21 protein-coding genes are annotated in these 20867 nt (G+C 71.7%); 18 read left to right on the top strand and 3 right to left on the bottom strand.

Translation table 11 applies throughout. From position 1 onward, the window contains the following. Nucleotides 1–42 precede the first annotated feature (42 nt). From KBX50_RS30745 to KBX50_RS30710, 9 genes are all read left to right on the top strand, one after another. Nucleotides 43–723 (top strand): G5 domain-containing protein, encoded by a 681-nt coding sequence (locus KBX50_RS30745; protein ID WP_247674752.1) that lies wholly within the window; start codon nucleotides 43–45, stop codon nucleotides 721–723. A 115-nt stretch (nucleotides 724–838) separates the two neighbouring features. Next, nucleotides 839–1774: a type IV toxin-antitoxin system AbiEi family antitoxin domain-containing protein gene (locus tag KBX50_RS30740; RefSeq protein WP_374224760.1), complete on the top strand. Its 936-nt coding sequence runs from the start codon at nucleotides 839–841 to the stop codon at nucleotides 1772–1774. A gap of 229 nt (nucleotides 1775–2003) precedes the next feature. Further along, nucleotides 2004–2669 carry a response regulator transcription factor gene (locus KBX50_RS30735; protein ID WP_210941358.1) on the top strand — a complete coding sequence of 222 codons (666 nt, stop codon included), beginning with the start codon at nucleotides 2004–2006 and terminating at the stop codon, nucleotides 2667–2669. Continuing rightward, nucleotides 2666–3724, top strand: coding sequence for a HAMP domain-containing sensor histidine kinase (locus KBX50_RS30730; protein WP_210941357.1), 1059 nt, complete (start codon nucleotides 2666–2668; stop codon nucleotides 3722–3724). Before KBX50_RS30735 ends, KBX50_RS30730 begins: the two co-directional genes overlap by 4 nt. 174 nt (nucleotides 3725–3898) lie before the next feature. Then, nucleotides 3899–5074 (top strand): acyltransferase, encoded by a 1176-nt coding sequence (locus KBX50_RS33105; protein ID WP_247674739.1) that lies wholly within the window; start codon nucleotides 3899–3901, stop codon nucleotides 5072–5074. 20 nt (nucleotides 5075–5094) lie between these two features. Further along, nucleotides 5095–6159, top strand: coding sequence for a threonine/serine dehydratase (locus KBX50_RS33100; RefSeq protein ID WP_247674738.1), 1065 nt, complete (start codon nucleotides 5095–5097; stop codon nucleotides 6157–6159). Then, on the top strand, nucleotides 6156–7280 hold the full coding sequence (locus tag KBX50_RS30720) for a D-alanine--D-alanine ligase family protein (protein WP_210941356.1): 1125 nt from the start codon (nucleotides 6156–6158) through the stop codon (nucleotides 7278–7280). Before KBX50_RS33100 ends, KBX50_RS30720 begins: the two co-directional genes overlap by 4 nt. Then, entirely contained in the window at nucleotides 7277–7912 is a 636-nt protein-coding gene (locus KBX50_RS30715) for a M15 family metallopeptidase (RefSeq protein WP_210941355.1), read from the top strand. The genes KBX50_RS30720 and KBX50_RS30715 overlap by 4 nt, the downstream gene beginning before the upstream one ends. A 120-nt stretch (nucleotides 7913–8032) precedes the next feature. Then, nucleotides 8033–8710 carry a hypothetical protein gene (locus KBX50_RS30710; protein ID WP_210941354.1) on the top strand — a complete coding sequence of 226 codons (678 nt, stop codon included), beginning with the start codon at nucleotides 8033–8035 and terminating at the stop codon, nucleotides 8708–8710. An 85-nt stretch (nucleotides 8711–8795) separates the two neighbouring features. Here KBX50_RS30710 and KBX50_RS30705 read toward each other — a convergent pair whose 3' ends face one another. Beyond that, nucleotides 8796–10004: an SUKH-3 domain-containing protein gene (locus KBX50_RS30705; RefSeq protein ID WP_210941353.1), complete on the bottom strand. Its 1209-nt coding sequence runs from the start codon at nucleotides 10002–10004 to the stop codon at nucleotides 8796–8798. 145 nt (nucleotides 10005–10149) lie between these two features. On the opposite strand from KBX50_RS30705, the gene KBX50_RS30700 reads away from it, so the two are divergent. The 8 genes from KBX50_RS30700 to ahcY all read left to right on the top strand — a co-directional run bounded on the left by KBX50_RS30700 (nucleotide 10150) and on the right by ahcY (nucleotide 18716). Continuing rightward, complete coding sequence (locus KBX50_RS30700) at nucleotides 10150–10461, top strand: hypothetical protein (RefSeq protein WP_210941352.1); 312 nt, start codon at nucleotides 10150–10152, stop codon at nucleotides 10459–10461. 123 nt (nucleotides 10462–10584) lie between these two features. After that, complete coding sequence (locus KBX50_RS30695) at nucleotides 10585–11925, top strand: hypothetical protein (protein ID WP_210941351.1); 1341 nt, start codon at nucleotides 10585–10587, stop codon at nucleotides 11923–11925. Nucleotides 11926–11994: 69 nt separating this feature from the next. Continuing rightward, on the top strand, nucleotides 11995–13374 hold the full coding sequence (locus KBX50_RS30690) for a phosphomannomutase/phosphoglucomutase (RefSeq protein WP_210941350.1): 1380 nt from the start codon (nucleotides 11995–11997) through the stop codon (nucleotides 13372–13374). A 62-nt stretch (nucleotides 13375–13436) separates the two neighbouring features. Continuing rightward, a complete protein-coding gene (locus KBX50_RS30685; RefSeq protein WP_093406545.1) occupies nucleotides 13437–13619 on the top strand; it encodes a Trm112 family protein in 183 nt (60 codons plus the stop codon). Then, nucleotides 13616–14812, top strand: coding sequence for an SIS domain-containing protein (locus KBX50_RS30680; protein WP_093406547.1), 1197 nt, complete (start codon nucleotides 13616–13618; stop codon nucleotides 14810–14812). Before KBX50_RS30685 ends, KBX50_RS30680 begins: the two co-directional genes overlap by 4 nt. After that, on the top strand, nucleotides 14809–15762 hold the full coding sequence (locus KBX50_RS30675; protein WP_210941349.1) for a cation diffusion facilitator family transporter: 954 nt from the start codon (nucleotides 14809–14811) through the stop codon (nucleotides 15760–15762). Before KBX50_RS30680 ends, KBX50_RS30675 begins: the two co-directional genes overlap by 4 nt. 4 nt (nucleotides 15763–15766) lie before the next feature. After that, nucleotides 15767–16924, top strand: a complete 1158-nt coding sequence (manA, locus tag KBX50_RS30670; protein ID WP_210941348.1) for a mannose-6-phosphate isomerase, class I — start codon at nucleotides 15767–15769, stop codon at nucleotides 16922–16924. Between the two features lie 292 nt (nucleotides 16925–17216). Continuing rightward, the gene (gene ahcY, locus KBX50_RS30665) at nucleotides 17217–18716 is read left to right on the top strand and encodes an adenosylhomocysteinase (protein WP_210941347.1); all 1500 of its coding nucleotides are present in this window, start codon (nucleotides 17217–17219) and stop codon (nucleotides 18714–18716) included. Between the two features lie 118 nt (nucleotides 18717–18834). On the opposite strand, the gene KBX50_RS30660 is transcribed toward ahcY, so the two are convergent. Continuing rightward, nucleotides 18835–18990 (bottom strand): hypothetical protein, encoded by a 156-nt coding sequence (locus KBX50_RS30660; RefSeq protein WP_210941346.1) that lies wholly within the window; start codon nucleotides 18988–18990, stop codon nucleotides 18835–18837. After that, nucleotides 18987–19880 carry an RDD family protein gene (locus KBX50_RS30655; RefSeq protein ID WP_307871124.1) on the bottom strand — a complete coding sequence of 298 codons (894 nt, stop codon included), beginning with the start codon at nucleotides 19878–19880 and terminating at the stop codon, nucleotides 18987–18989. Before KBX50_RS30655 ends, KBX50_RS30660 begins: the two co-directional genes overlap by 4 nt. Nucleotides 19881–19921: 41 nt before the next feature. Here KBX50_RS30655 and KBX50_RS30650 point away from each other — a divergent pair. Beyond that, the coding region (locus tag KBX50_RS30650) for a stage II sporulation protein M (RefSeq protein ID WP_210941345.1) at nucleotides 19922–20867 on the top strand (946 nt) is incomplete at its 3' end.

The following is a 20867-nucleotide window of genomic DNA, read 5'->3' as shown; positions in this document are numbered from 1 at the left end:
AGCCCCGCCCATCGAGCCACGATGATCCTGGGTGGAGTGTTCATGTCGTTCGTCTTGCTCTGCTGCGCGGGCAGCACGGTCGTGGGTGCCTTGATTGGTGAGCCAGAACCCGTGCGAACAGGTGCCGCCGCCAACGAAGAACCCGCCCCGGCCATCGTCGTACCCGAGCCGGGCGCACCCACTACGGGTGGTGCGGAGCCGGTGCCCGCCATCTCCGGTGACCCGGCACCAACACCCGCCAACAGTGGTGACTTAACCGTGACCGGACCCGCCGGACCGAGCAGTATTCCTGCGAGCCCGACTTCCGTCGCTGCCCCCGTGGTGCAGACGCGCCGCCTCGTAGAGAAGAAAGTCGTCCGGCACGGCACCCGTACGGTGCAGGATTCGTCACTGGCCGAGGGAAAGCGGGTGGTCCGCACCCGGGGCGTGGATGGTGTACGCACCCTGACTTATCGGGTGACCGTGGTGGATGGGGTGCAGACCAGTAAGGAACTGGTCAGCTCTGTCGTGACGAAGAAGCCGGTCACCGAGGTTGTCGCCAAGGGCACTAAACCGACTTCCCGATGCGATCCGAACTACACCCCATGTGTGCCAATCGCCAGCGATGTCGACTGCGCCGGCGGCAGCGGAAACGGGCCCGCGTACGTGACCGGCCCGGTGAGAGTCGTCGGCACGGACATCTACGACCTCGACCGTGACAACGACGGCTGGGGCTGCGACTGACCCCTCGCGCCGATCATGCAGTTGTGGTCATTGGTATGTCTCGTATGTGCCTTCCGTGACCTGCCACAACTGCATGATCGACGGTGTGGGCCGCTGGGTCTAGCAGAAATTGGGGATGGGGTGGGGTTGTCCACAGAGACTGTGGTTGTCCACAGGGGGCGGAAATCGGTTCACCGTCGGAGAACAGTGCGGCGGTGTGGCAGATGTGTTTCGGTACTCCGAGTTGTTGGCATCCGGCTGGAGTCGCGGGCAGGTCAGGTATCGGGTTGAGGCAGGGGCGCTCGCTCGGTTGAGCCGAGGGGTCTATGGGGCGATGACCAAGTCTGGCCTCGACGACCAGCTCATCGCGGTGTTCGACCGGCTACCCGACGGGTGCGCCCTCGGCTACCACAGCGGCGCCCTTTTGCACGGCTTCGGTGACGCCCGTTCCGAGGATCTCCATGTGATCGTGCCCGCCGGCCTGGTGGTGCCCCGACTCAGGGGAGTTGTGACGCACGAGTCCGTCGTGCCGGTACGAGATCCGATCTGGATTCGCGGCGTACCGTGTGCGCCTGCCGCCCGGTGCGCGATCGACCTTGCAAGGACGTTGCGGCGGATGGACGCCCTGCCAGTGCTGGATCTGTGTCTACGGGTAGGCGCCTGCAGCCTCGATGGGCTGCGCAACGAGCTGATGGCCCATCGCGCGTTGCGGGGCATTCGCCAAGCGCGACGTCTGGTCGATCTGGCCGACCCTCGGGCCGAATGCCGGCAGGAGAGCCAACTGAGATTACTTCTCGTGGATGCCGGGCTACCGGTGCCAGAGCCTCAGTGCTGGGTCTACGACCGGGACGGCCTGGGGATCTATCGGCTCGACCTGGCCTACCGTGATTACCGGGTCGGTATCGAGTACGACGGGCTCTCTCACCTCGACCCTGACCGTCTTCGGCAGGATCGAGCGCGGATGAATTGGCTGGCCGCCGAGGGCTGGCGCATGCGCCACTTCACTGCCCACGATCTCTACCGCCGCCCCACCCACATCACTGCCACCATCCGCTCCCTCCTCATCCCCTAACCACCACCACCGTCATCCCGCGCCACCCCCTGACGCCGCCGATCATGCACTTGTGGCATCAGGAATGTGAGGTTTCGTCCGTCCTGTCCGGTGCCACAACTGCATGATCGGCGAGCGGGTCGGGGGTTGGCGCGGTTACGTGGAGTATTGCTGCGGCGGGCACTTACAGAACCCTTAACTCCTGCCTGAGAACGTATGCCCGACAGCGAGGACCACGGGGAGCGGAAGCGTGCGGGTGCTGGTGGCGGACGACGAGCGGTTGTTGGCGGACACCGTCGCGGAGGGGCTGCGTCGTCTCTCGATGGCGGTGGACGTCTGCTACGACGGTGACGGAGCGTTGGAACGGGTCGGGGTGAACAGGTACGACGTGGCGGTGTTGGACCGGGACATGCCGGGACATACCGGCGACGAGGTGTGCCGCAGCCTGGCGGCGTCCGGCTCCGGTACGAGGGTGCTGCTGCTCACCGCTGCCGCCGGCATCCGGGACCGGGTGGAGGGCCTGGGGCTGGGCGCCGACGACTACCTGACCAAGCCGTTCGCCTTCGCCGAACTGGTTGCCCGGGTACAGGCGTTGGGCCGGCGCTCCGCCCCGGCCGTTCCGCCGGTGCTGGAGGCGCATGGCGTCGTCCTGGACGTGGCCCGGCACACCGTCACCCGCAGCGGTGGGCCGGTCAGCCTGAGCCCGAAGGAGTTCGCGGTGCTGCACGTGCTGCTCCGCGCCGAAGGCCGGGTGGTCAGCGCTGAGGAACTGCTGGAACAGGCGTGGGACGAGTTCGCCGACCCGTTCACCAACGTCGTCCGGGTCACCGTGATGACGCTGCGGAAGAAGCTCGGTGAGCCCCAGGTCATCCATACGGTGCCCCGGGCCGGGTACCGGATCGGTGGTGCCGAGTGAGCCCGCGCTGGCGGGTCGTGCTGGTCGGCGTGCTCGCCCTGCTCGTCGGGTACAGCCTGCCCGGCCTTACCAAGTCGGTGCTCGGCGAGTTGTGGGTGAGCGCCGGCGGGCTCTGCCACACCGGGCTGCCCGGCGTGAGTCTGGTGTGCCAGCCGGCGCGCGAACTCGTCGGCCTGGCCGTCCCGCTCACCGGGCTGGGCCTCCTCGTGCTCTCGGTCGCCGGGATCTGGGCCGCCGCGTTGTGGTGCCTGCGCCCGGTGCGGGATCTGGCCGGGCCGATCGCGCAGGTCGGGCCGCAGAACCTCGGTCACCGGCTCCGCCCGCGCGGCCACGACGAACTTGCCCGGCTGGCCCGGTCCATCGACGAGATGATGGAGCGCATCGCCGCCGGCTACGAGGGGCAGCGGCGGTTCGCCGCGAACGCCTCCCACGAGCTGCGTACGCCGCTGGCGGTGCAGCGGACGTTGATCGAGGTCGGGATGGCCCGCTCGCTGACGGGCGAGCAACTGGAACTGCTGACCGGGCAGTTGCTGGAGACCAACGAACGGAACGAGCGGCTGATCGAGGGGCTGCTCGCGCTCAGTGAGAGCGATCAGGGACTGCGCTCCCGTACCCCGCAGCGGCTCGACGAGATCGTCACCGGGGTGCTGGCCGCGCACCAGGACCGGATCGCCGAGGCCGGGTTGACGGTGCACAGTCACCTGGAGCCGCGAATGGTGATGGGCGAGCGGGTGCTGCTGGAACGTCTGGTCACGAATCTTGTGGAGAACGCGATCAAGTACAACCGGCCGGATGGCACCCTCACCGTCGCGGTCGGTCGCAGCCCGGCCCTGACCGTGGTCAACACGGGCCAGGTGGTGCCGGCCGAGGCGGTCGCCGGGCTCTTCGAACCGTTCCGGCGCCTGGCCCGGGACCGGACGAATCACAGCGGTGGTGCCGGCCTCGGCCTGGCCATCGCTCGCTCGATCACGCAGGCCCACGACGGCTTGATCGCCGCCCGCCCGGCCGAGTACGGCGGGCTGCGGGTGGACGTCCAACTACCCAGCGCACCCTGACCCGGGCCGCCCAGCCGGCGGCCGAGCCACCACCCGACGTACGGGGCCGCATCCGCGGCGCCCCGACCCTCAGCGTGCCCGTGAAACGGCCTCGGCATGCCCGAAAGACGAGCGCTCCCGCCATGCCCGGGAACCGACCCGGCCGGCGTGCCAGCGACAGCGAGGAGAGAGAGCATGACCACCCGCGAACACGCCGTGGTCGAGTCGGCCGTCGGTCGTCCCGCCCCCGGCGCTGCCGGCACCGGGTCGGCCTCGCCGGGCACCAGGTTGGCTTGGGCGGATGTCGCCAAGGGCGGCTGCATCCTGCTGGTTCTGCTCTGGCATGTGATCGTCAAGGACTACCTCCAGATCGACTGGCGGCTCGACGTGCCGGTGCTGGGAGCCTGGGGGACCTTCGGTGAACTGCTGCTACCCATGCGGATGCCGCTGTTCTTCACCATCTCCGGCATGTTCGCGGCGACCGCCGTGCAGCGGCCCTGGCGGCCGGTCGCCCGGCCCAGGGCCGCCCGCTTCCTCTACCTGTACGGCGTCTGGCTGATGATCCACACTGCCGTACTGGCCCTCGCCCCGGATTTCCCGACCGACCGGGCGAGCGACCTCGGTGGCCTGTTGGCGCAGCTGACGGTCACCCCGTCCAACCTCTGGTACCTGTACGCGCTGGCGCTGTACTTCGTAGTGGCGAAGGCGCTGCGACGGTTTCATCCGGCGGTGCTGCTGGTCGCCGCCGGCACGCTGAGTGCCGTCGCCGCGGCGGGGCTGGTGGACACTCCCGGCAACCGGGGCGGTGTGTACCAGAACCTGGTGTTCTTCCTGGCCGGACTGTACCTGCGCGGGTACGTCCTTCGGTTCGCCGAGGCCGTCACCGGCCGACGATTGCTGCTGGCCGGAGCGGCGTACGCCGTCGCGTTGGCTGCCGTGGCGGCGACCGGCACCGCTCGGCTGCCCGGCGTGGCGCCGCTGGTCTCCGTCCTCGCGGTGCTGTTCGGCGTCGCCGTGGCGGTCCGGCTGGCCCGACGGCCGGCGATGGGCGAGCCGCTCGCCGCCCTCGGCCGACAGACGTTGCCGATCTATGTGCTCCACATGCCGGTGCTGGCGCTGCTGCATCGACTGATCGCCGAGCCGATCGCTGGTCTGGACGAACCCGTCCGGTTCGCGTTGGCCCTCGGCTTCCCGTTCTCGCTCACCGTCGCCGTGCTGACGATCAGCCTCGGCCTGCACCGGCTGTTGCTGGCGGTCCGGGCGTCGTGGCTGTTCGACCTGCCGGGCCGGGGTAACGCCGCCCGGCGGCCGACCTTCCGACCACCCGCGCCACCGGCGGCAGAACCGCTCGTACCCACGGCATCCCATTGATCAATTTCGGAGGAGAGGACATGTCCCACACTGATCCGTCCGGAGCCGGCCCGGTTCCGATCGACGTGCCGGAGGCAGCCCGGTGGCTGGCCGGCCGGGTGGTGCGTACCCCGGTGCTGCGGGCACCGGCCATCGACCGGTTGGCCGGTGCCCGGGTGCTACTGAAGGCGGAGAATCTTCAGGCCGGCGGCTCGTACAAGATGCGCGGCGGGCTGTACGCGGTGAGCCGGCTGGCAGCGGCCGGGCACGGTGGGGTGGTCGCCCAGAGCACCGGTAACCACGCGGTGGCGGTGGCGCTCGCGGCTCGGCGGTTCGAACTGGCCGCCACGGTGGTACTTCCGGTGGACGCGGCAGCGACGAAGGTGGCCCGGGCCCGCGCGGCAGGAGCGCGGGTGGTGCTCGCGGGCACGACGGTCGAGGAACGGCTGGCCGTGGCCCGCCGGGTGCGTGACGAGACCGGCTACCCGATCGTCGACGCGTACGACCATCCGGACGTGATCGCCGGCCAGGGCAGTGCCAGCCTCGAACTGATCGAGGAGGCCGAGCGGGCCGGCACCCCGCTCGACGCCCTCGTGGTGCCGGTCGGGGGCGGTGGCGGTGCGGCCGGTGCCTGCCTGGCCGCGGCCGGTCGGCCGATCGAGGTGTACGGGGTGGAGCCACATGGCTGCGACTCGCTGGCCCGCAGCCTGGCGGCCGGTCGGCCCGTTCCGGTCACGCCGGCACCGACGATCGCCGACGGACTGCGCCCGTCCTGTGTAGGTGAGCTGCCTTTCACCGTCCTGCGCACCCGGCTGCGCGGCGTGGTCCGGGTGGACGACGACGAGATCGCCGAGGCGTTCCGGCTGCTCCTGCTGGAGCTGAAGATGCTGGCCGAGCCGTCGGGGGCGGCCGGCCTGGCCGGCGCGCTACGGCTCGCCGCCGCCGGCACGCTGCGGTCGCCTGCCGCCGAGCGGTTGCCGGCGGCCGTCGCCGGTGCGCGGCGGCGCACGGTCGGCGTGGTGCTGACCGGCGGAAACGTGGAGGCGGAACTGGTCGCCCGACTGGCGGCAGCCGCCCGACTCGAGGAAGAGGTGGCAGTGGCATGAGTGCGCCCGTACGCATTGGAATTCTGTTCGGCGGCCCGTCGGCGGAACACGACGTGTCCTGCGCCTCCGCGCTCGGTGTGGCCCGGGCACTGGCCGGCGGTGGATACCGCATCGTCGCCATCGGGGTCACTCGCGCTGGTGGGCTGCGGCTCGTCCCGGACGCGGCGCTGTCCGGGTTCCTGGCCGGCACCACATCGGAGCGGGCGATCGACGATCGGCTGACGGTGATCGGGCCGGCCGTGGAGCTGCGGGCCGGGCCGCGTTCGGGTACGGCGGTGGTGACCGCAATGGACGCCCCCGGCGCGGTGCACGCCGAGTTGGACGTGGTCTTCCCGGTGCTGCACGGCCCGTTCGGTGAGGACGGGGTGGTGCAGGGGGTGCTCGAATCCCTGGGCGTGCCGTACGTCGGGTGCGGCATCCTCGCTTCCGCCGTCGGGATGGACAAGGTGGCGATGAAGCGGGCGTTACGGGCCGAGGGGGTGCCGATCACCCCGCACGTCTCCTTCGACGCGACCACGTACCGGACGACTGAGGATCCGGAGAAGCTGGTGCTGGGGTTGCGTCGGCCGCTGTTCGTCAAGCCGGCCCGGATGGGCTCCTCGATCGGCATCTCCCGGGTGGCCGAGGGCGACGATCTGGCGGCGGCGATCGAGGAGGCGCTGCGACACGACACGGTGGTCGTGGTGGAGCAGGGGGTCAGCGGCCGGGAACTGGAATGCGGGGTGCTCGGCGGTACCCGTCCGGACGCGTCCGCGGTCGGCGAGGTGCGGGTCAGCGGTGGCTGGTTCGACTATCGCCAGAAGTACTTCGGCGACACCGATCCGATGGTCGTCCCGGCCCCGCTGTCGCGGGAGGTGACCGAGCGGATCAGGGAGCTGTCGGTGCGGGCGTTCGCCGCGATCGGTGGCTGGGGCCTGGCCCGGGTCGACTTCCTCTACGACGAGGCCGGCGGCGAGTTGTACGTCAACGAGTTGAACACGATGCCGGGCTTCACCGCCCATTCGATGTACCCGAAGGTGTGGGCGGCGGCCGGCGTCGGCTACCGGGAGATCCTGGACCGTCTCGTCGCGCTGGCCTTCGCCCGGTACGCGGAGCGGCCCCGCAGGGGAGAAGAGCGGTGATCCTGCTCTGCGATCCGCGGGTCGCGGCGGTACCCGGCGCCGACGACGGTGAGCCGCTTGTCGACCTGCGCGATCTCCCCGAGCTGCGGTTGGATTCTCGGGCGGCCGATCCGGCCGGCGCGTACGCCCGACTGCGTCAGCCGGTGGTGGACCGGTTGCTGGCGGCGCAGCGCACACTGCCCGACGGGTTGCGCCTGCTGATCGTCGAGGGGTACCGCCCCTATCAGGCACAGCTGGACATCTTCACCGGCTACCAGGAGGAACTGCGGCGGGCCCACCCGGACTGGTCCCCGGAGCGGCTGTACCGGGAGACCACCAAGTTCGTCTCCCCGGTGGAGGTGGCACCGCACAGCACCGGTGGCGCGGTGGATCTGACCTTGTGCACGGTGGACGGCGTCGAGCTGGACATGGGGACTCCGGTGGACGCCACCCCGGAGGCGAGCGACAACGCCTGCTTCACCGCCGCGTGGTCGATCGGCCCCGACGCCCGCCGGCACCGGCAGATCATGGCTGCCGCCTTACGTGGGGCCGGCCTGGTGAACTACCCCACCGAGTGGTGGCACTGGTCGTACGGGGATCGCTACTGGGCGTTGCTGACCGGTGCGCCACGTACCCGTTACGGGCCGGTATGACCGGTGCCGTCACCGGCTGACTCGAAGCATTGTTTCGATAAGTGTCACGGCGATGAACTGGAAAGCGCTCCCACGCCGTACCAGCCCCCGAACACAAGGATGTGAGGACGGGAGAAACAGGTGAAGCTGCAGCGGAAGCACGTGCTGGCGGCGGGGGTGGCGGTGGTCGCCGCGGCGACGGTGGCGGTGGGCACCGGTCTGGGGTTCGCTGACAGCGCACCGACCCGGCAGAGCGTCTGCGCGGGATCGATCACGTTCTCGGCCGAGGCGGGCGCACCGGCCGCCACCAGCAACCAGTTCCCCGTCGGTACCCGGCTGCGGGTGACGAACCTCGACAACGACAAATCGGCGGACGTGACCGTGGTCGGTCCGTCGGGCAGTTGCGTGCTGCTCAACGCCGCCGCGATGGAACTCGTCCGTGAGCCCGGCAAGAACGTGATCCGGAACAACGTGGTCGAGCGCATCGGTGCCGCCGCGCAGCCGGGCGCGGGACAGCCGGGCGTGATCGGCGACCGGCCGGGGTCGGCCTCACCGCCAGCGGCCCGCCCGGTCGCCGGGTCGGCCTGCCAGGGCGCGATCACCTTCTTCGAGGAGGACGCAGGACCGGCCGCGACGAGTGACCGCTTCCCGGTCGGTACCCGGCTGCGGGTGACCAACCTGGACAACAACAGGGCGACCACGGTCACCATCACCGGCCCTTCCGGCAGCTGTGTGTTGCTGAACTCCGCCGCGATGGAGCAGGTCCGGGAGCCGGGCAAGAACCTGGTACGCAACAACATCGTCGAGGTGCTGGGCTGAGCCGAGGGCCGCACCGTCGCACGACGTCGCGGCCAGCGCTCACGCCGCCTGCCACCTCGGCGAGACGGCGTGACGATCGGCGGCGTCACCAACCGCCGTCGTCGCGTACCCGGGCCGGGGCGCGGCCGAGCAGCAGGGTGATGAGCGCGGCGTCGATATCGACCCCGAGGAACCATTCACCGGCCTGGTCCAGCGCGAAGATCCGGCCCCGTTCGTCGGCTGCGATCATGCTGTGCCGGCTCTCGGTGCCGATCGGGAGCAGCCGGGTGCCGATCACCGCCGCGAAGTCATGCAGCGATGCGGCGGATCGGGCGACCTCACGCGGGTGAATGTCGAAGCGGGAGATCCACACCTGCTCACCGGGGCCGCGCCGCCGGCTGAACAGTCGGGGAAGGGCGTTGAGGGCGGCGTGCCCGAGGGCCCGGCCATTGCTGGCGGCCGGGTGACCTGCCGAGGTCGCGGCGGCTGCGTCGGCGACATCGGGCCGCCAACCGGCGGCGACCAGCGCCCGCGCCACCTCCGCGGGAAACCGGCCGGGCGCCGGGTCGGGCGCCGGTTGCGGAAACCAGGGCTCGGTGTGGGCTCGTTCAGCGGAGGGCAGGACATGGAACTCGACAAGCATGTTCAGACAGGAGTCGCAGGGTCGTTCGGCTTGCCCACCGTGCGGATCGCCCGGCGCCCGGACCTGAAACACCTCGATTCGGGCGGACGTCAGCAACTCCTTCGCGTCGCCCATGCTCATGGCGGTGATGCCCTCGGCGGTGCGGCGGTGGTCGTGCTCGTGCAGGACGTCGGAGACCACGACGAACTCCGCGTGCCGGGAACCGCCGCGTACCAGGTGGCCGGCGGGCTGCCGGTCGAGGTACGCGCGGACCAGCGGGTGGTGGTTGAGTTCCACGTCACCCTTGGCGCCCTGGGCGGTGAAGATCCGCCCTTCGACGGTGAGACGTGCGGTGGTGGTCGGTGCGGGCAGCCGGTGGATCTCGCGTAGCAGCTGACCGGCCGGATCCACCGTGCGCGGGGTCGGTGGGCGGGTGGCCCGACTGCGACGGTAGAGCCGCGCCACCACGTCAGGCGAGACCCGCGGCCAGGTGCTCACCTCACCGGTCCGCTTGTCGACCACGGTCGTGGGCAGATCGCCGGGAAGCGGCCTGGCCTGTGTGGGCGCCGTGGAGGTGATGACGTAGCCGAGGTCGAACTCGACGACCGCCGGTCGGCACTCGTGCCCCAGGCGCAGCGAGTCGCGGCGGGCCCACGCCGCGGCGAGCTGCTCGGCCTGTTCGCGGTCGATCACAACCGGTAACCTATCGGACTACGTCACTGTGTGGCGTTGCGTGCGGTGGAGCCTACCCATCGTGAGGTGAGCGGTAGTTCTGCCGCGCCGAGCGGCCCGAGTGACACCCGCTGCGGGCCTCGACGGGGGGCCCTACGCTCGCGGAATGGCAGCTCCGGAGAAGAAGGACGGCGACCGGCGGCTCTGGGCCTGGCCGGCCGGAATCCTGCTCGGCCTGGTGATCGGGGTGGCGGCCCTGGATGGTCTCGCCGGCATCGGCTTCGGGGTGGCCCTCGGTGTGGCCTTCGCACTGGCTCTTGGCGCGACGGGCGGCGAGGACGACGCGGACGGCGCTGGCGACGCGGACGGCGAGGACGACGCGGGCGGCGCTGGCGACGCGGACGGCGAGGACGACGCGGGCGGCGCTGGTGGCGAGGGCGGGTCCGGCTCCGGGAAGGGTCCGGACCGCTCGGCATGACCGCCGGGCGGCCGCCGCGACGTGGTGCGGCGCACATGCGGGGTGCTCGATGGCCAGCCGAGGTCAGGCCCCGGTAGTAGCCTGACCGGCGTTCCCCCGTCGGGGGAGGAACGGTGGTTGATCATGTCGGTACGTCGGCACACGGCGCGACTCGCGACGGCCTGCGTGTTCCTGGGCGCCCTGGTGGCGCTCGGTGGCGCTCCCGCGCACGCCGACGAGGACCGGGTGCGGGTGCGTTCGGCGGGCAGCTTCACCGCGGGCCGTTCCGCCCAAGGTGTGACCGTCGAGGTGCGCAAGCGCACCAACGGATGCGTGCGGGTGCGCACCGCGCTGGGTCTGAGCCTGCCCGACGTACGAGCCGACCAGGTGGCGGTGCAGGCCAACGTGGGAGGCCGTTGGGTGCCGGTCGGGATCTCCGGTGCGGCGGGGCTGGTCACCACCGCGCCGGTCGCCCCGGCCCGGGACGAGCTCTGCAAGGGCAAGGGTGTGGCGATGCGGTACCGCGTCGCCTTCGCCGCGGACGCCCCCGGTGGCCGCCTGGTGGTGACCGGTGAGGCGACCACGGCGCGCGGTGCCGTGCTGGGCCGGGCCGCCGCGTCGTCGCGGGTGGTGGGCGGGCGTGCCTCGGCGTCGCCGTCCCCGTCACCCACCCCGTCGCCGTCGCCCAGCGAGGAGGCGGCCGAGGAACCGACCGTCGAGGCCACGCCCACCGTGGCGCTTGCTGCCGAGACGGCGGACGATCTCGCCCAGACGGCTGGTGACTCCTCCGGCGGGTCGCCGGTGATGTACTTCGGCATCGCCATGGTCGCCGCTGGCGCACTGCTCATCGGGCTGTTGGTCCACCGCTCCCGCAAGGACCGCAAGGATCGCGGACAACCGACCGACGGGTTCGCGATCCCACCGTCGCGCAACCCGGGTGGCACCACCTACCGGTCCGGCGGCCAAGGTGCCGCGCCGGTCGCCTCCGCCCCGGGCACCGTGCCGGTCCCACCGGGTCCGAGTGCCGCGCCGGCACCGCCGCACGGCCTGGGCAACGTGGCGCCGGCGACGCCCGGTCAGGCGTACGGGGCGGGCCGGCCCGGCACGCCCCGGGTCTATGGCGGCACCTCGGTACCCCGGCCGACCGGCGGCGTGTACGGTGCCCGGCCGGCCGACCCGACCGAGGCGACCCGGCCGGGTGAACCGGTGGCGCCGACCGGCCCGGTCCCACCCGTCACGTCCGCCCGTGCGGCGGTGTCACCGGCGCGGGTCGTACCGCCCACCTCCGCCCCGCCGGCACCGTCGACGCCCGGCCTGGCCGTACCGCCCCCGGGCCGGTCACCCGTACCGCCCCCGGGTCCGGCCGCGCCGACCTCGGGCCCGCCGGTCGAGCCAGGTCAGGGCGGGGTGCCGGGGCACCCGGACCGGTCGCCGGGCGCCGGGACGGGTGACGAACCGGAGTACGGACGCGGGCTCGGCGGCTGAGCCGGGGCGGGTGCCGCCGCTCCGATACGCTCAGGTTCGTTGACGTCCCGCAGGCGAGGAGTGGAACCGGTGTCTGATCTGTCCCGGATCGTGAAGGCGTACGACGTCCGTGGGACGGTGCCGGACCAGTGGGACGAGCGTGTCGCCGGTGCCCTCGGCGTCGCCTTCGCCCAGATGCTCGACGCCGCCGGTGAGCCGGGGCAGGCGGTGCTCATCGGGCACGACATGCGGGCCTCCGGGCCGGGGCTCGCCGCCGCCTTCGCCACCGGGGTACGCGCCGAGGGTCGTCCGGTCATCGAGATCGGGCTCGCCTCGACCGACATGGTCTACTACGCCTCCGGGGCGCTCGGACTGCCCGGCGCGATGTTCACCGCCAGTCACAACCCGGCGCAGTACAACGGCATCAAGCTCTGTCACGCCGGCGCTCGCCCGGTCGGGCAGGACAGCGGGCTGGCCGAGGTCCGCGACCGGGCGCAGGCCCTGCTCGACAAGGACGAGCCGATCGGTGAGCCGACCGCGCCGACGCAGCGGCGCGACCTGCTGCCCGACTACGCGGCACACCTGCGCACGCTGGTGGACCTCTCCGGCATCCGGCCGTTGACCGTGGTGGTCGACGCCGGCAACGGGATGGGCGGGCACACCGTGCCGAGCGTGCTCGGCGACGCCGCTCTGGCGGCCCTGCCGTTGCGGATCGTGCCGCTGTACTTCGAACTGGACGGGACGTTCCCCAACCACGAGGCCAACCCGCTGGATCCGGCCAACCTGGTGGACCTGCAACGCGCCGTGGTGGCGCACGGCGCGGACATCGGCCTGGCGTTCGACGGAGACGCCGACCGCTGCTTCGTGGTGGACGAGCGCGGCGAGCCGGTCTCCCCGTCGGCGATCACCGCGTTGGTGGCCGCTCGGGAGTTGGCCAAGCACCCTGGCTCGACGGTGATCCACAACCTGATCACCTCCAGCGCCGTGCCCGAGATCATTCGGGAGCATGGCGGTGAGCCGGTGGTGGCCCGGGTGGGTCACTCCTTCATCAAGGCCGAGATGGCCCGCACCAACGCGGTCTTCGGTGGGGAGCACTCGGCGCACTACTACTTCCGCGACTTCTGGTTCGCCGACACCGGGATGCTGGCGGCGATGCACACCCTGGCCGCGCTCGGCGAGCAGCCGCTGCCGCTGTCCACGCTGGCCGCCGAGTACGAACGGTACGTCGCCTCGGGTGAGATCAACTCCACGGTGGCGGACCAGGCGGCCAAGGTGACCGAGGTGCGTGCCGCGTACCCGGACGCCGAGGCCGACGAGATGGACGGTCTCACCCTGCGCTTTGCCGACGGGGCGTGGTTCAACCTGCGCGCCTCGAACACCGAGCCGCTGCTGCGGCTCAACGTCGAGGCACCGACCGCCGAGCGGATGACCGCACTGCGCGACGAGGTGCTCGACCTGGTTCGCCGATAAGATCGCTCGCGCCGGTCGGCACCTCCGACCGGCGAAGCCGCACACGTGGAAGGAGCCGCGCAGTGGCCCTCGACCCGCAGTTGCTGGAAATCCTCGCCTGCCCGGACACACACCATGCCCCGCTGACCTACGACGCGCAGGTCCAGACGCTGACGTGCACCGAGTGCGGCCGGATCTTCGAGGTCCGCGACGATGTGCCGGTGCTGCTGCTGGACGAGGCGCGCGGCCCTGCGGAGGGATCGTGATCGACGGAACCGCCGGCGTCAGCGGGCACCGCAACGCCGACGAACGACTGCTCGACGACCCGCAGGCGCTTGCCGAGCGCGATCCGGGGGGCATGCTGCGGCACACCGCCTCGGCGGGGGCACAGGTACGCGAGTCGGCCGCCCTGGCCGCCGAGGCGAACCTCTCCGTACTCGCCGACGACGGACGTCCCCGGGCGGTGGTGATCGCCGGTATCGGCACCGCCGGACGCACCGGTGACGTGCTGGCCACGGTCGCCGGACCGCGGTGCCCGGTACCGGTGATCGCGCATCGCCTCGCCGGCGTGCCCGGCTGGGTCGGGGCGGCCGACGTCGTGATCGCGGTCAGCGCCTCCGGCCGCAGCCCGGAGGCGCTGGGCGCCGCCGAGGCCGCTCACCGGCGGGGTGCCCGGCTGGTCGCGGTGGGCCCGGCGGACTCGCAACTGCACTCGGTCGCCGAGCGGGCCCGCGCCCCGTTCATCCCGGTACCCCGGCGGGCACCGGCCCGGGCCAGCCTCTGGGGGCTTACCGTGCCGGTACTGCTCGCCGCCCGGGCCCTGGGCCTGGTCAAGGTCAACGAGGCGGACCTGGCGGAGACGGCGGCCCGGCTGGACGCTGACGCGGACCGCAGTCGCCCCACCGCCGAATCCTTCGTCAATCCGGCGAAATCCCTCGCCCTCGGGCTGGCCGGGTCGATCCCGATCGTGTGGGGCTCGTCTCCGCTGGCGGCGGTCGCCGCACGCCGCTTCGGCGACACCCTGTCGGCAAACGCCCGGTACCCGGTGGTCACCGGCGCGCTCGGCGAGGCGGGGCGCGGCCGGGTCGGCCTGCTCGATGGAGTTTTCGGGGGCCTGGCCGAGGGAGAGCGGGACATCTTCGCCGATCCCGACGAGTCGGACGGCGCGGGCACCCGACTGCGGTTGGTGCTGTTGCGCGACGGTGGCCTGAACGCCGAGGACGACGCTGACGAGCCCTTGGCCGTCGAGGAAAGGCGCGCGGACGCGGTGCAGACCCTCGCCGAGCGGCGGGGCGTACGGTGCGACGTGGTCACCGCCGAGGGCGGTTCAGCGCTGGAGCGGCTCGCCTCCCTGGTGGCGGTGCCGGACTTCGCGTCGATCTATCTGGCGTTGGCGCACGGCCTGGACCCGATGGCGGTGCCGGCGATCACCGAGATGAAGGAACTGGCCAACCAGTGAGCACCCAGGGTGGCAGCAAGGCGATCATCGCGGCGCTGCTGGCCAACGTCGGCATCGCGGTGACGAAGTTCGTGGCCTTCCTGTTGACCAGTTCGTCGTCGATGCTCGCCGAGTCCATCCACTCGGTCGCCGACTCGGGCAACCAGGCTTTGCTGCTGCTCGGTGGCAAGCGGGCCCGGCGCGCCGCCACCCCGCAACACCCGTTCGGCTACGGGCGGGAGCGCTACGTCTACGCCTTCATCGTCGCGATCGTGCTGTTCAGCCTGGGCGGTCTGTTCGCGCTCTACGAGGCGTGGCACAAGTGGTCCGATCCGCACGGCATCACCAGTTGGCACTGGGTACCGGTGACCGTGCTGCTCGCGGCGATCGTGATGGAGTCGTTCTCCTTCCGTACCGCGATCAGGGAGTCGAACCTGGTCCGGGGCCGCGAGTCCTGGACCAGGTTCATCCGCCGGTCGAAGGCGCCGGAGCTGCCGGTGGTGCTGCTGGAGGATTTCGGCGCGCTGGTCGGCCTGGTCTTCGCCCTGTTCGGGGTGGGCCTGACCCTGGCCACCGGCAACGGCCGCTGGGACGCGGTCGGCACCGCGATGATCGGCCTGCTGCTGGTGACCATCGCGATCGTGCTGGCCGTGGAGACCAAGAGCCTGCTGTTGGGGGAGGGGGCCGAGCCGGCGGACGTCTCGGCCATCGAGCAGGCGGTCACCGCTGGCCCCGAGGTGGAGCGGATCATCCACATGAAGACGCTGTACCTCGGTCCGGAGGAGCTGATGGTGGCCGCGAAGGTCGCGGTGTCGCGGTGCGAGTCAGCCGAGGAGGTGGCCCAGGGCATCGACGCGGTGGAGGAGCGGATCCGGGCCGCCGTGCCGGTCGCCCGGGTCATCTACCTCGAACCGGACATCTACCGGCCCCCGTCCGGGTCCTCCACCACGTCCGGGCACGCTGGGAGCTGACCGGGTGGAACCGCTGCACGGGCCGATCAAGGACTATGCCTGGGGCTCCCGCTCGGCGATCGCCGAACTTCAGGGGCGGCCGGCACCGAGCGCCGTACCTGAGGCGGAGCTCTGGCTCGGTGCGCATCCGGGCGCGCCGGCCACCGTCGAGCGTGACGCTGGGCGGATCGCGCTCACCGAGGTACTCGCCGCCGAGCCCGTCCAGTGGCTCGGCCGCCCGGTGCTCGACCGGTTCGGCCCCCGGCTGCCGTTCCTGCTCAAGGTGCTGGCCGCGGCGGCTCCGCTGAGCCTTCAGGCCCATCCGGACGCCGAACAGGCGCGGGCCGGTCACGCCGCCGAGCAGGTCCGCTCCGGTGGGCACCGCAACTACGTCGACCCGTTCCACAAGCCGGAGTTGCTGGTGGCGCTCGGGCCGATGGAGGCGTTGTGCGGGTTCCGGGATCCTGCCGCGTCCGCGCGGGCGCTCGCTGCGCTGGGCGTACCACAGCTGCGGCCGGTGCTCGACGCGTTGGCCGCCGGGCCGGCGGGGCTGGCCGAGGCCGTACGCCGGCTCCTGGAGTGGCCGACGGCGGAGCGGGCCGGCCTGGTGGCGGCGGCCCGGGCAGCGGACGGCCCGGACGCGGACCTGGTGGCCCGGTTGGCCGATGCGTACCCGGCTGACCCCGGCGTGCTGGTGGCGTTGCTGCTCAACCGGGTGCGGCTGGCCGCGGGTGAGGCGATCTGGATGCCGGCCGGCAACCTGCACGCCTACCTGCGCGGCACTGGCGTGGAGGTGATGGCCGCCAGCGACAACGTGCTGCGGGGCGGGTTGACCCCGAAGCACGTGGACGTGGCCGAACTGCTGCGGGTGCTCCGCTTCGAGGTGCTCGACCGGCCGGTCGTCGCGCCCCGAGAGGTCGCCGACGGGGTGGTCACCTGGCCGGTGCCGGTGGACGACTTCGCGCTGCACCGGGTGACCGTCGGCGACGGGCGGCCCGAGGTGACGTTGGCGGTGCCGGGCCCCCGGGTGGTGCTCTGCACCGCCGGCCGGACCACCGTGACCGACGGGGTGGCGCCAGTGACCCTCGGCCCCGGCCGGGCGGCGGTGGGACCGGCCGCTGGCGGTTCACTCACGGTCACCGGCGAGGGTGAGACGTACATCGCCTCCACCGGCCGGGTCTGAGTCAGTGTCGAGTCTTGGGCGAGAACACCCGTCGACCGACAAGTCCGACTTTCCCGGAATAGCTTGACTCGACCCTTGCTCAGTGTGACTCTATAGGTGCGTAGCGTTATCGCGACGATGGTCCGAGAACGCGCGGGGGAACCAAACCGGGGGGATGCACGGGGCGGACGGAGATGGACGGCACACGTCCACACCGGCCGCCCCGTGCGCTGTCCGTAACCACCCCGACCGTGCGCCGTCAACGCGCGTAAGGTGGGAGGTTGCGCAGCACCATCGTCCGACAGGAGCTTTCATGACCAGCACCCTCCCGGCGTCCGCCACTGGCACGTCGTCCGAGGTCCGGCCGCGTACTGTCGCCGAGGGCGACTACAAGGTGGCGGATCTGTCGCTCGCCGAGTTCGGGCGCAAGGAGATCCGCCTCGCCGAGCACGAGATGCCCGGCCTGATGGCGATCCGGCGTGAGTTCGCCGACGCGCAGCCGCTCGCGGGAGCGCGGGTCACCGGGTCGCTGCACATGACGATCCAGACCGCCGTCCTGATCGAGACCCTGGTGGCGCTCGGCGCGCAGGTCCGCTGGGCGTCCTGCAACATCTTCTCCACCCAGGACCACGCCGCCGCCGCGATCGTCGTCGGCCCCGAGGGCACCGTCGACGCACCGTCAGGTGTTCCGGTGTACGCCTGGAAGGGCGAGACCCTTGACGAGTACTGGTGGTGCACCGAGCAGGTGCTCGACTGGCCCGACGGGGACGGCCCGAACATGATCCTGGACGACGGTGGCGACGCCACGTTGCTCGTCCACAAGGGTGCCGAGTTCGAGAAGGCCGGCGCCGTGCCGCCGGTCGAGTCCGCCGACTCCGAGGAGTACGCGGTCATCCTCGGCCTGCTGCACCGCTCGCTGGCCGCGAGCGGCCAGCGGTGGACGCGGATCGCCGCCGGCATCAAGGGCGTCACCGAGGAGACCACCACCGGCGTGCACCGGCTCTACGAGATGCACCGCGCCGGCACGCTGCTCTTCCCGGCGATCAACGTCAACGACTCGGTGACCAAGAGCAAGTTCGACAACAAGTACGGCTGCCGCCACTCGCTGATCGACGGCATCAACCGGGCCACCGACACGCTCATCGGCGGCAAGATGGCCGTCGTGTTCGGCTACGGCGACGTGGGCAAGGGCTGCGCCGAGTCGCTGCGCGGCCAGGGCGCCCGGGTCGTGGTGACCGAGGTCGACCCGATCTGCGCGCTCCAGGCGGCGATGGACGGCTACCAGGTGGCCACCCTGGAAGACGTGGTCGAGCAGGCTGACATCTTCATCACCGCCACCGGCTGCTACGACGTCATCACCAACGAGCACATGGCCCGGATGAAGCACCAGGCCATCGTCGGCAACATCGGCCACTTCGACAACGAGATCGACATGGCCGGCCTGGCGAAGCGCTCGGATGTCACCCGGGAGAACATCAAGCCGCAGGTCGACCTCTGGAAGTTCGACGACGGTCACGCGATCATCGTGCTCTCCGAGGGCCGCCTGCTGAACCTGGGCAACGCCACCGGCCACCCCAGCTTCGTCATGTCGAACTCGTTCGCCAACCAGACGATCGCCCAGATCGAGCTGTACACCAAGACCGACGAGTACCCGATCGGCGTGTACGTGCTGCCCAAGCACCTCGACGAGAAGGTCGCCCGGCTGCACCTGGACGCGCTCGGCGCCAAGCTGACCACGCTCTCCAAGGAGCAGGCCGCCTACCTCGGCGTCGCTGTGGAGGGCCCGTTCAAGCCGGACCACTACCGCTACTGAGCATCGACGCCACCCCCGGGGCCGACCGCACCGGCCGACCCCGGGGGGTGGCCGTCCAGGTGGCGGCGCGGCGGCCGACGTCGGGGCCCGCCGCCTGATCATCCGGGCCGGTGAGCGGTCAGCGGGGACGGCGGTGGCGGGTGGGGCGGATCCACGTCCAGACACACCAGAGCAGCCAGACCACCGATACCAGTGCCGCCAGGGTGCGTAGCCGCAGCGCGCTGAGTAGCAGCACCACCGCCAGCACCGCGAGCCAAGGCCCGAAACCTCTCATGCCGACCGCCCAAGTGGATCATCGGTGGGAGTGGCCCGGAACTGCGACCACAGCGCCTCGGTGAGCGTGCGTTCACCGGCGAGGAGGCGACGGGCCCGCCGGTGCCGCTCGGCGATGACGGCGGCCAGACAGGCCACCTCTGATCGCCCGGCCGGTGGCGGTGGGCTGGTCACCGCGGCGACCTGCCGCCACAGCAGCCGGGCCAACTCGCCGCGCGCCGGCTCGCTGAACCCGTGGGCCCGGGCCAGGTACTGCCGGACGGCCAGCGCCAGCTCGGCGTCCAGCCGGCTCAAATCCAGCGAGTACGCCCAACCTGCCAGGTCCGGCACCGTCGCCGGAACCGGCCGCCACCTCGTCGCGGGCCGGGTGTGCACCACCAGGGTGCCCGCCGCCAGGTCGCCGAGACGCCGGCCACGAGTGTCGCTGAGCATCACGGTCAGCCCGACCGCCCAGGACAGCAGCGGCAGCACCAGACCGGGCCACTCCACGGCGACCCCGACCAGCGCCCGGGTCAGCGACTGCCGGAACCCGACGGGAGCGCCGTCGAGGCTCACCACCCTCAGCCCGACCACCGCCTTGCCCGGCGTCCGGCCGTCGTTGAACCGTTCACAGAGCACCGGATAGCCGACCAGCAGCAGGACGAGCCCGACGGTGAGCAGGGCGCGTTCCATCGCCGCGTCGAGCATCCCGTACGGCAGGGCGGCCAGGACCAGCCCGGCCAGCGCGGCGAGCAGCAGCCCGGCCACCAGTTGCACCAGCACGTCGAGCAGGAGGGCGAGCACCCGGGAGCCGACCCGCGCGGCCCGTACGTCCAACTCGACGGCCTCGCCGCTGACCAGCCCGGCGTCGCCCCAACCCGGGGCGGTCCACGCTCGCGCCGCTGTGCTCACCCCGACAGTGAACACTATGATCGCGCGGTCGGAGGTGGCTGGTGGATGTCGACGCGTACGTCGCGGAGCACGGCGGGCAGTGGCGTCGGCTGAATCAACTCTGTGGTCAGCGGCGGCTCGACCCGGCCGAGGTCGACGAACTGGTCGCGCTCTACCAGCGGGCGGCCACTCAACTGTCGGTGCTGCGTAGCCGCTCGCCGGACCCGGCGCTGGTCAGCGAGCTGTCCCAGGTGGTGCTGCGGGCGCGGGCGCGGCTCACCGGCCGGCGCCGACCCTCCTGGTCGGCCGTACGGCGATTTCTGCTGGTCGGCCTGCCGGGCGCGATCTGGCGGGCGGCGCCGTGGTGGTGCGCGGTGGCGACCGCCTTCACCCTGCTCACCTTCACCCTGATGTGGTTCGTGGCGGACAACCCGGAGACGGCGGCGGCGTTCATCGGCGACGACGAGGCCGCCAACCTGGTCGAGTCCGGCTTCGCCGGCTACTACACGGAGTTCTCCGCGCCGACGTTCGCCTTCCACCTGTGGACGCACAACGCCTGGTTGGCGGCGAAGTGTCTGGCGGCGGGGGTGCTGATCGTGCCCGTCGGCTACCTGCTCTGGCAGAACGCGATAAACATCGGCGTGGTCGGCGGGGTGATGGTCTCCTACGGCCGGGCGGATGTCTTCTTCGGCCTGATCACTCCGCACGGCCTGCTGGAACTGACAGGCGTGTTCGTCGCCGCCGGGGTGGGCCTGCGCATCGGGTGGGCCTGGATCGCGCCGCCGGAGCAGTTGACCCGGGGGCAGGCGGTCGCCCGGGCGGGACGCGACGGCGTGCTGGTCGCCGTCGGTCTGGTCGCCCTCTTCGCCGTCGCAGCGCTGATCGAGGCCTTCATCACCCCCGCCCCCCTGTCAGCGCCCATCCGCATCGCGCTCGGCGCCACCACCTGGCTCGCCTTCCTCACCTACGTCCTCCTCCTCGGCCCCCGCACCCCACCCCCACCCCCAC

This window comes from Micromonospora sp. C51, from assembly GCF_018070435.1.
GTDB lineage: Bacteria > Actinomycetota > Actinomycetes > Mycobacteriales > Micromonosporaceae > Micromonospora > Micromonospora sediminimaris.
The sequence above is the reverse complement of the archived record's forward strand: the minus strand, read 5'-3'. Positions and strand labels throughout refer to the sequence as shown.

What these genes read in the sequence shown, in the direction of transcription:
- KBX50_RS30745 (WP_247674752.1), top strand. Translation starts at nt 43, where the DNA reads ATGTCGTTCGTCTTGCTCTGCTGCGCGGGCAGCACGGTCGTGGGTGCC.
- KBX50_RS30740 (WP_374224760.1), top strand. Translation starts at nt 839, where the DNA reads ATGGGGTGGGGTTGTCCACAGAGACTGTGGTTGTCCACAGGGGGCGGA.
- KBX50_RS33105 (WP_247674739.1), top strand. Translation starts at nt 3,899, where the DNA reads ATGACCACCCGCGAACACGCCGTGGTCGAGTCGGCCGTCGGTCGTCCC.
- KBX50_RS33100 (WP_247674738.1), top strand. Translation starts at nt 5,095, where the DNA reads ATGTCCCACACTGATCCGTCCGGAGCCGGCCCGGTTCCGATCGACGTG.
- KBX50_RS30720 (WP_210941356.1), top strand. Translation starts at nt 6,156, where the DNA reads ATGAGTGCGCCCGTACGCATTGGAATTCTGTTCGGCGGCCCGTCGGCG.
- KBX50_RS30700 (WP_210941352.1), top strand. Translation starts at nt 10,150, where the DNA reads ATGGCAGCTCCGGAGAAGAAGGACGGCGACCGGCGGCTCTGGGCCTGG.
- KBX50_RS30695 (WP_210941351.1), top strand. Translation starts at nt 10,585, where the DNA reads ATGTCGGTACGTCGGCACACGGCGCGACTCGCGACGGCCTGCGTGTTC.
- ahcY (WP_210941347.1), top strand. Translation starts at nt 17,217, where the DNA reads ATGACCAGCACCCTCCCGGCGTCCGCCACTGGCACGTCGTCCGAGGTC.
- KBX50_RS30660 (WP_210941346.1), bottom strand. Translation starts at nt 18,990, where the DNA reads ATGAGAGGTTTCGGGCCTTGGCTCGCGGTGCTGGCGGTGGTGCTGCTA.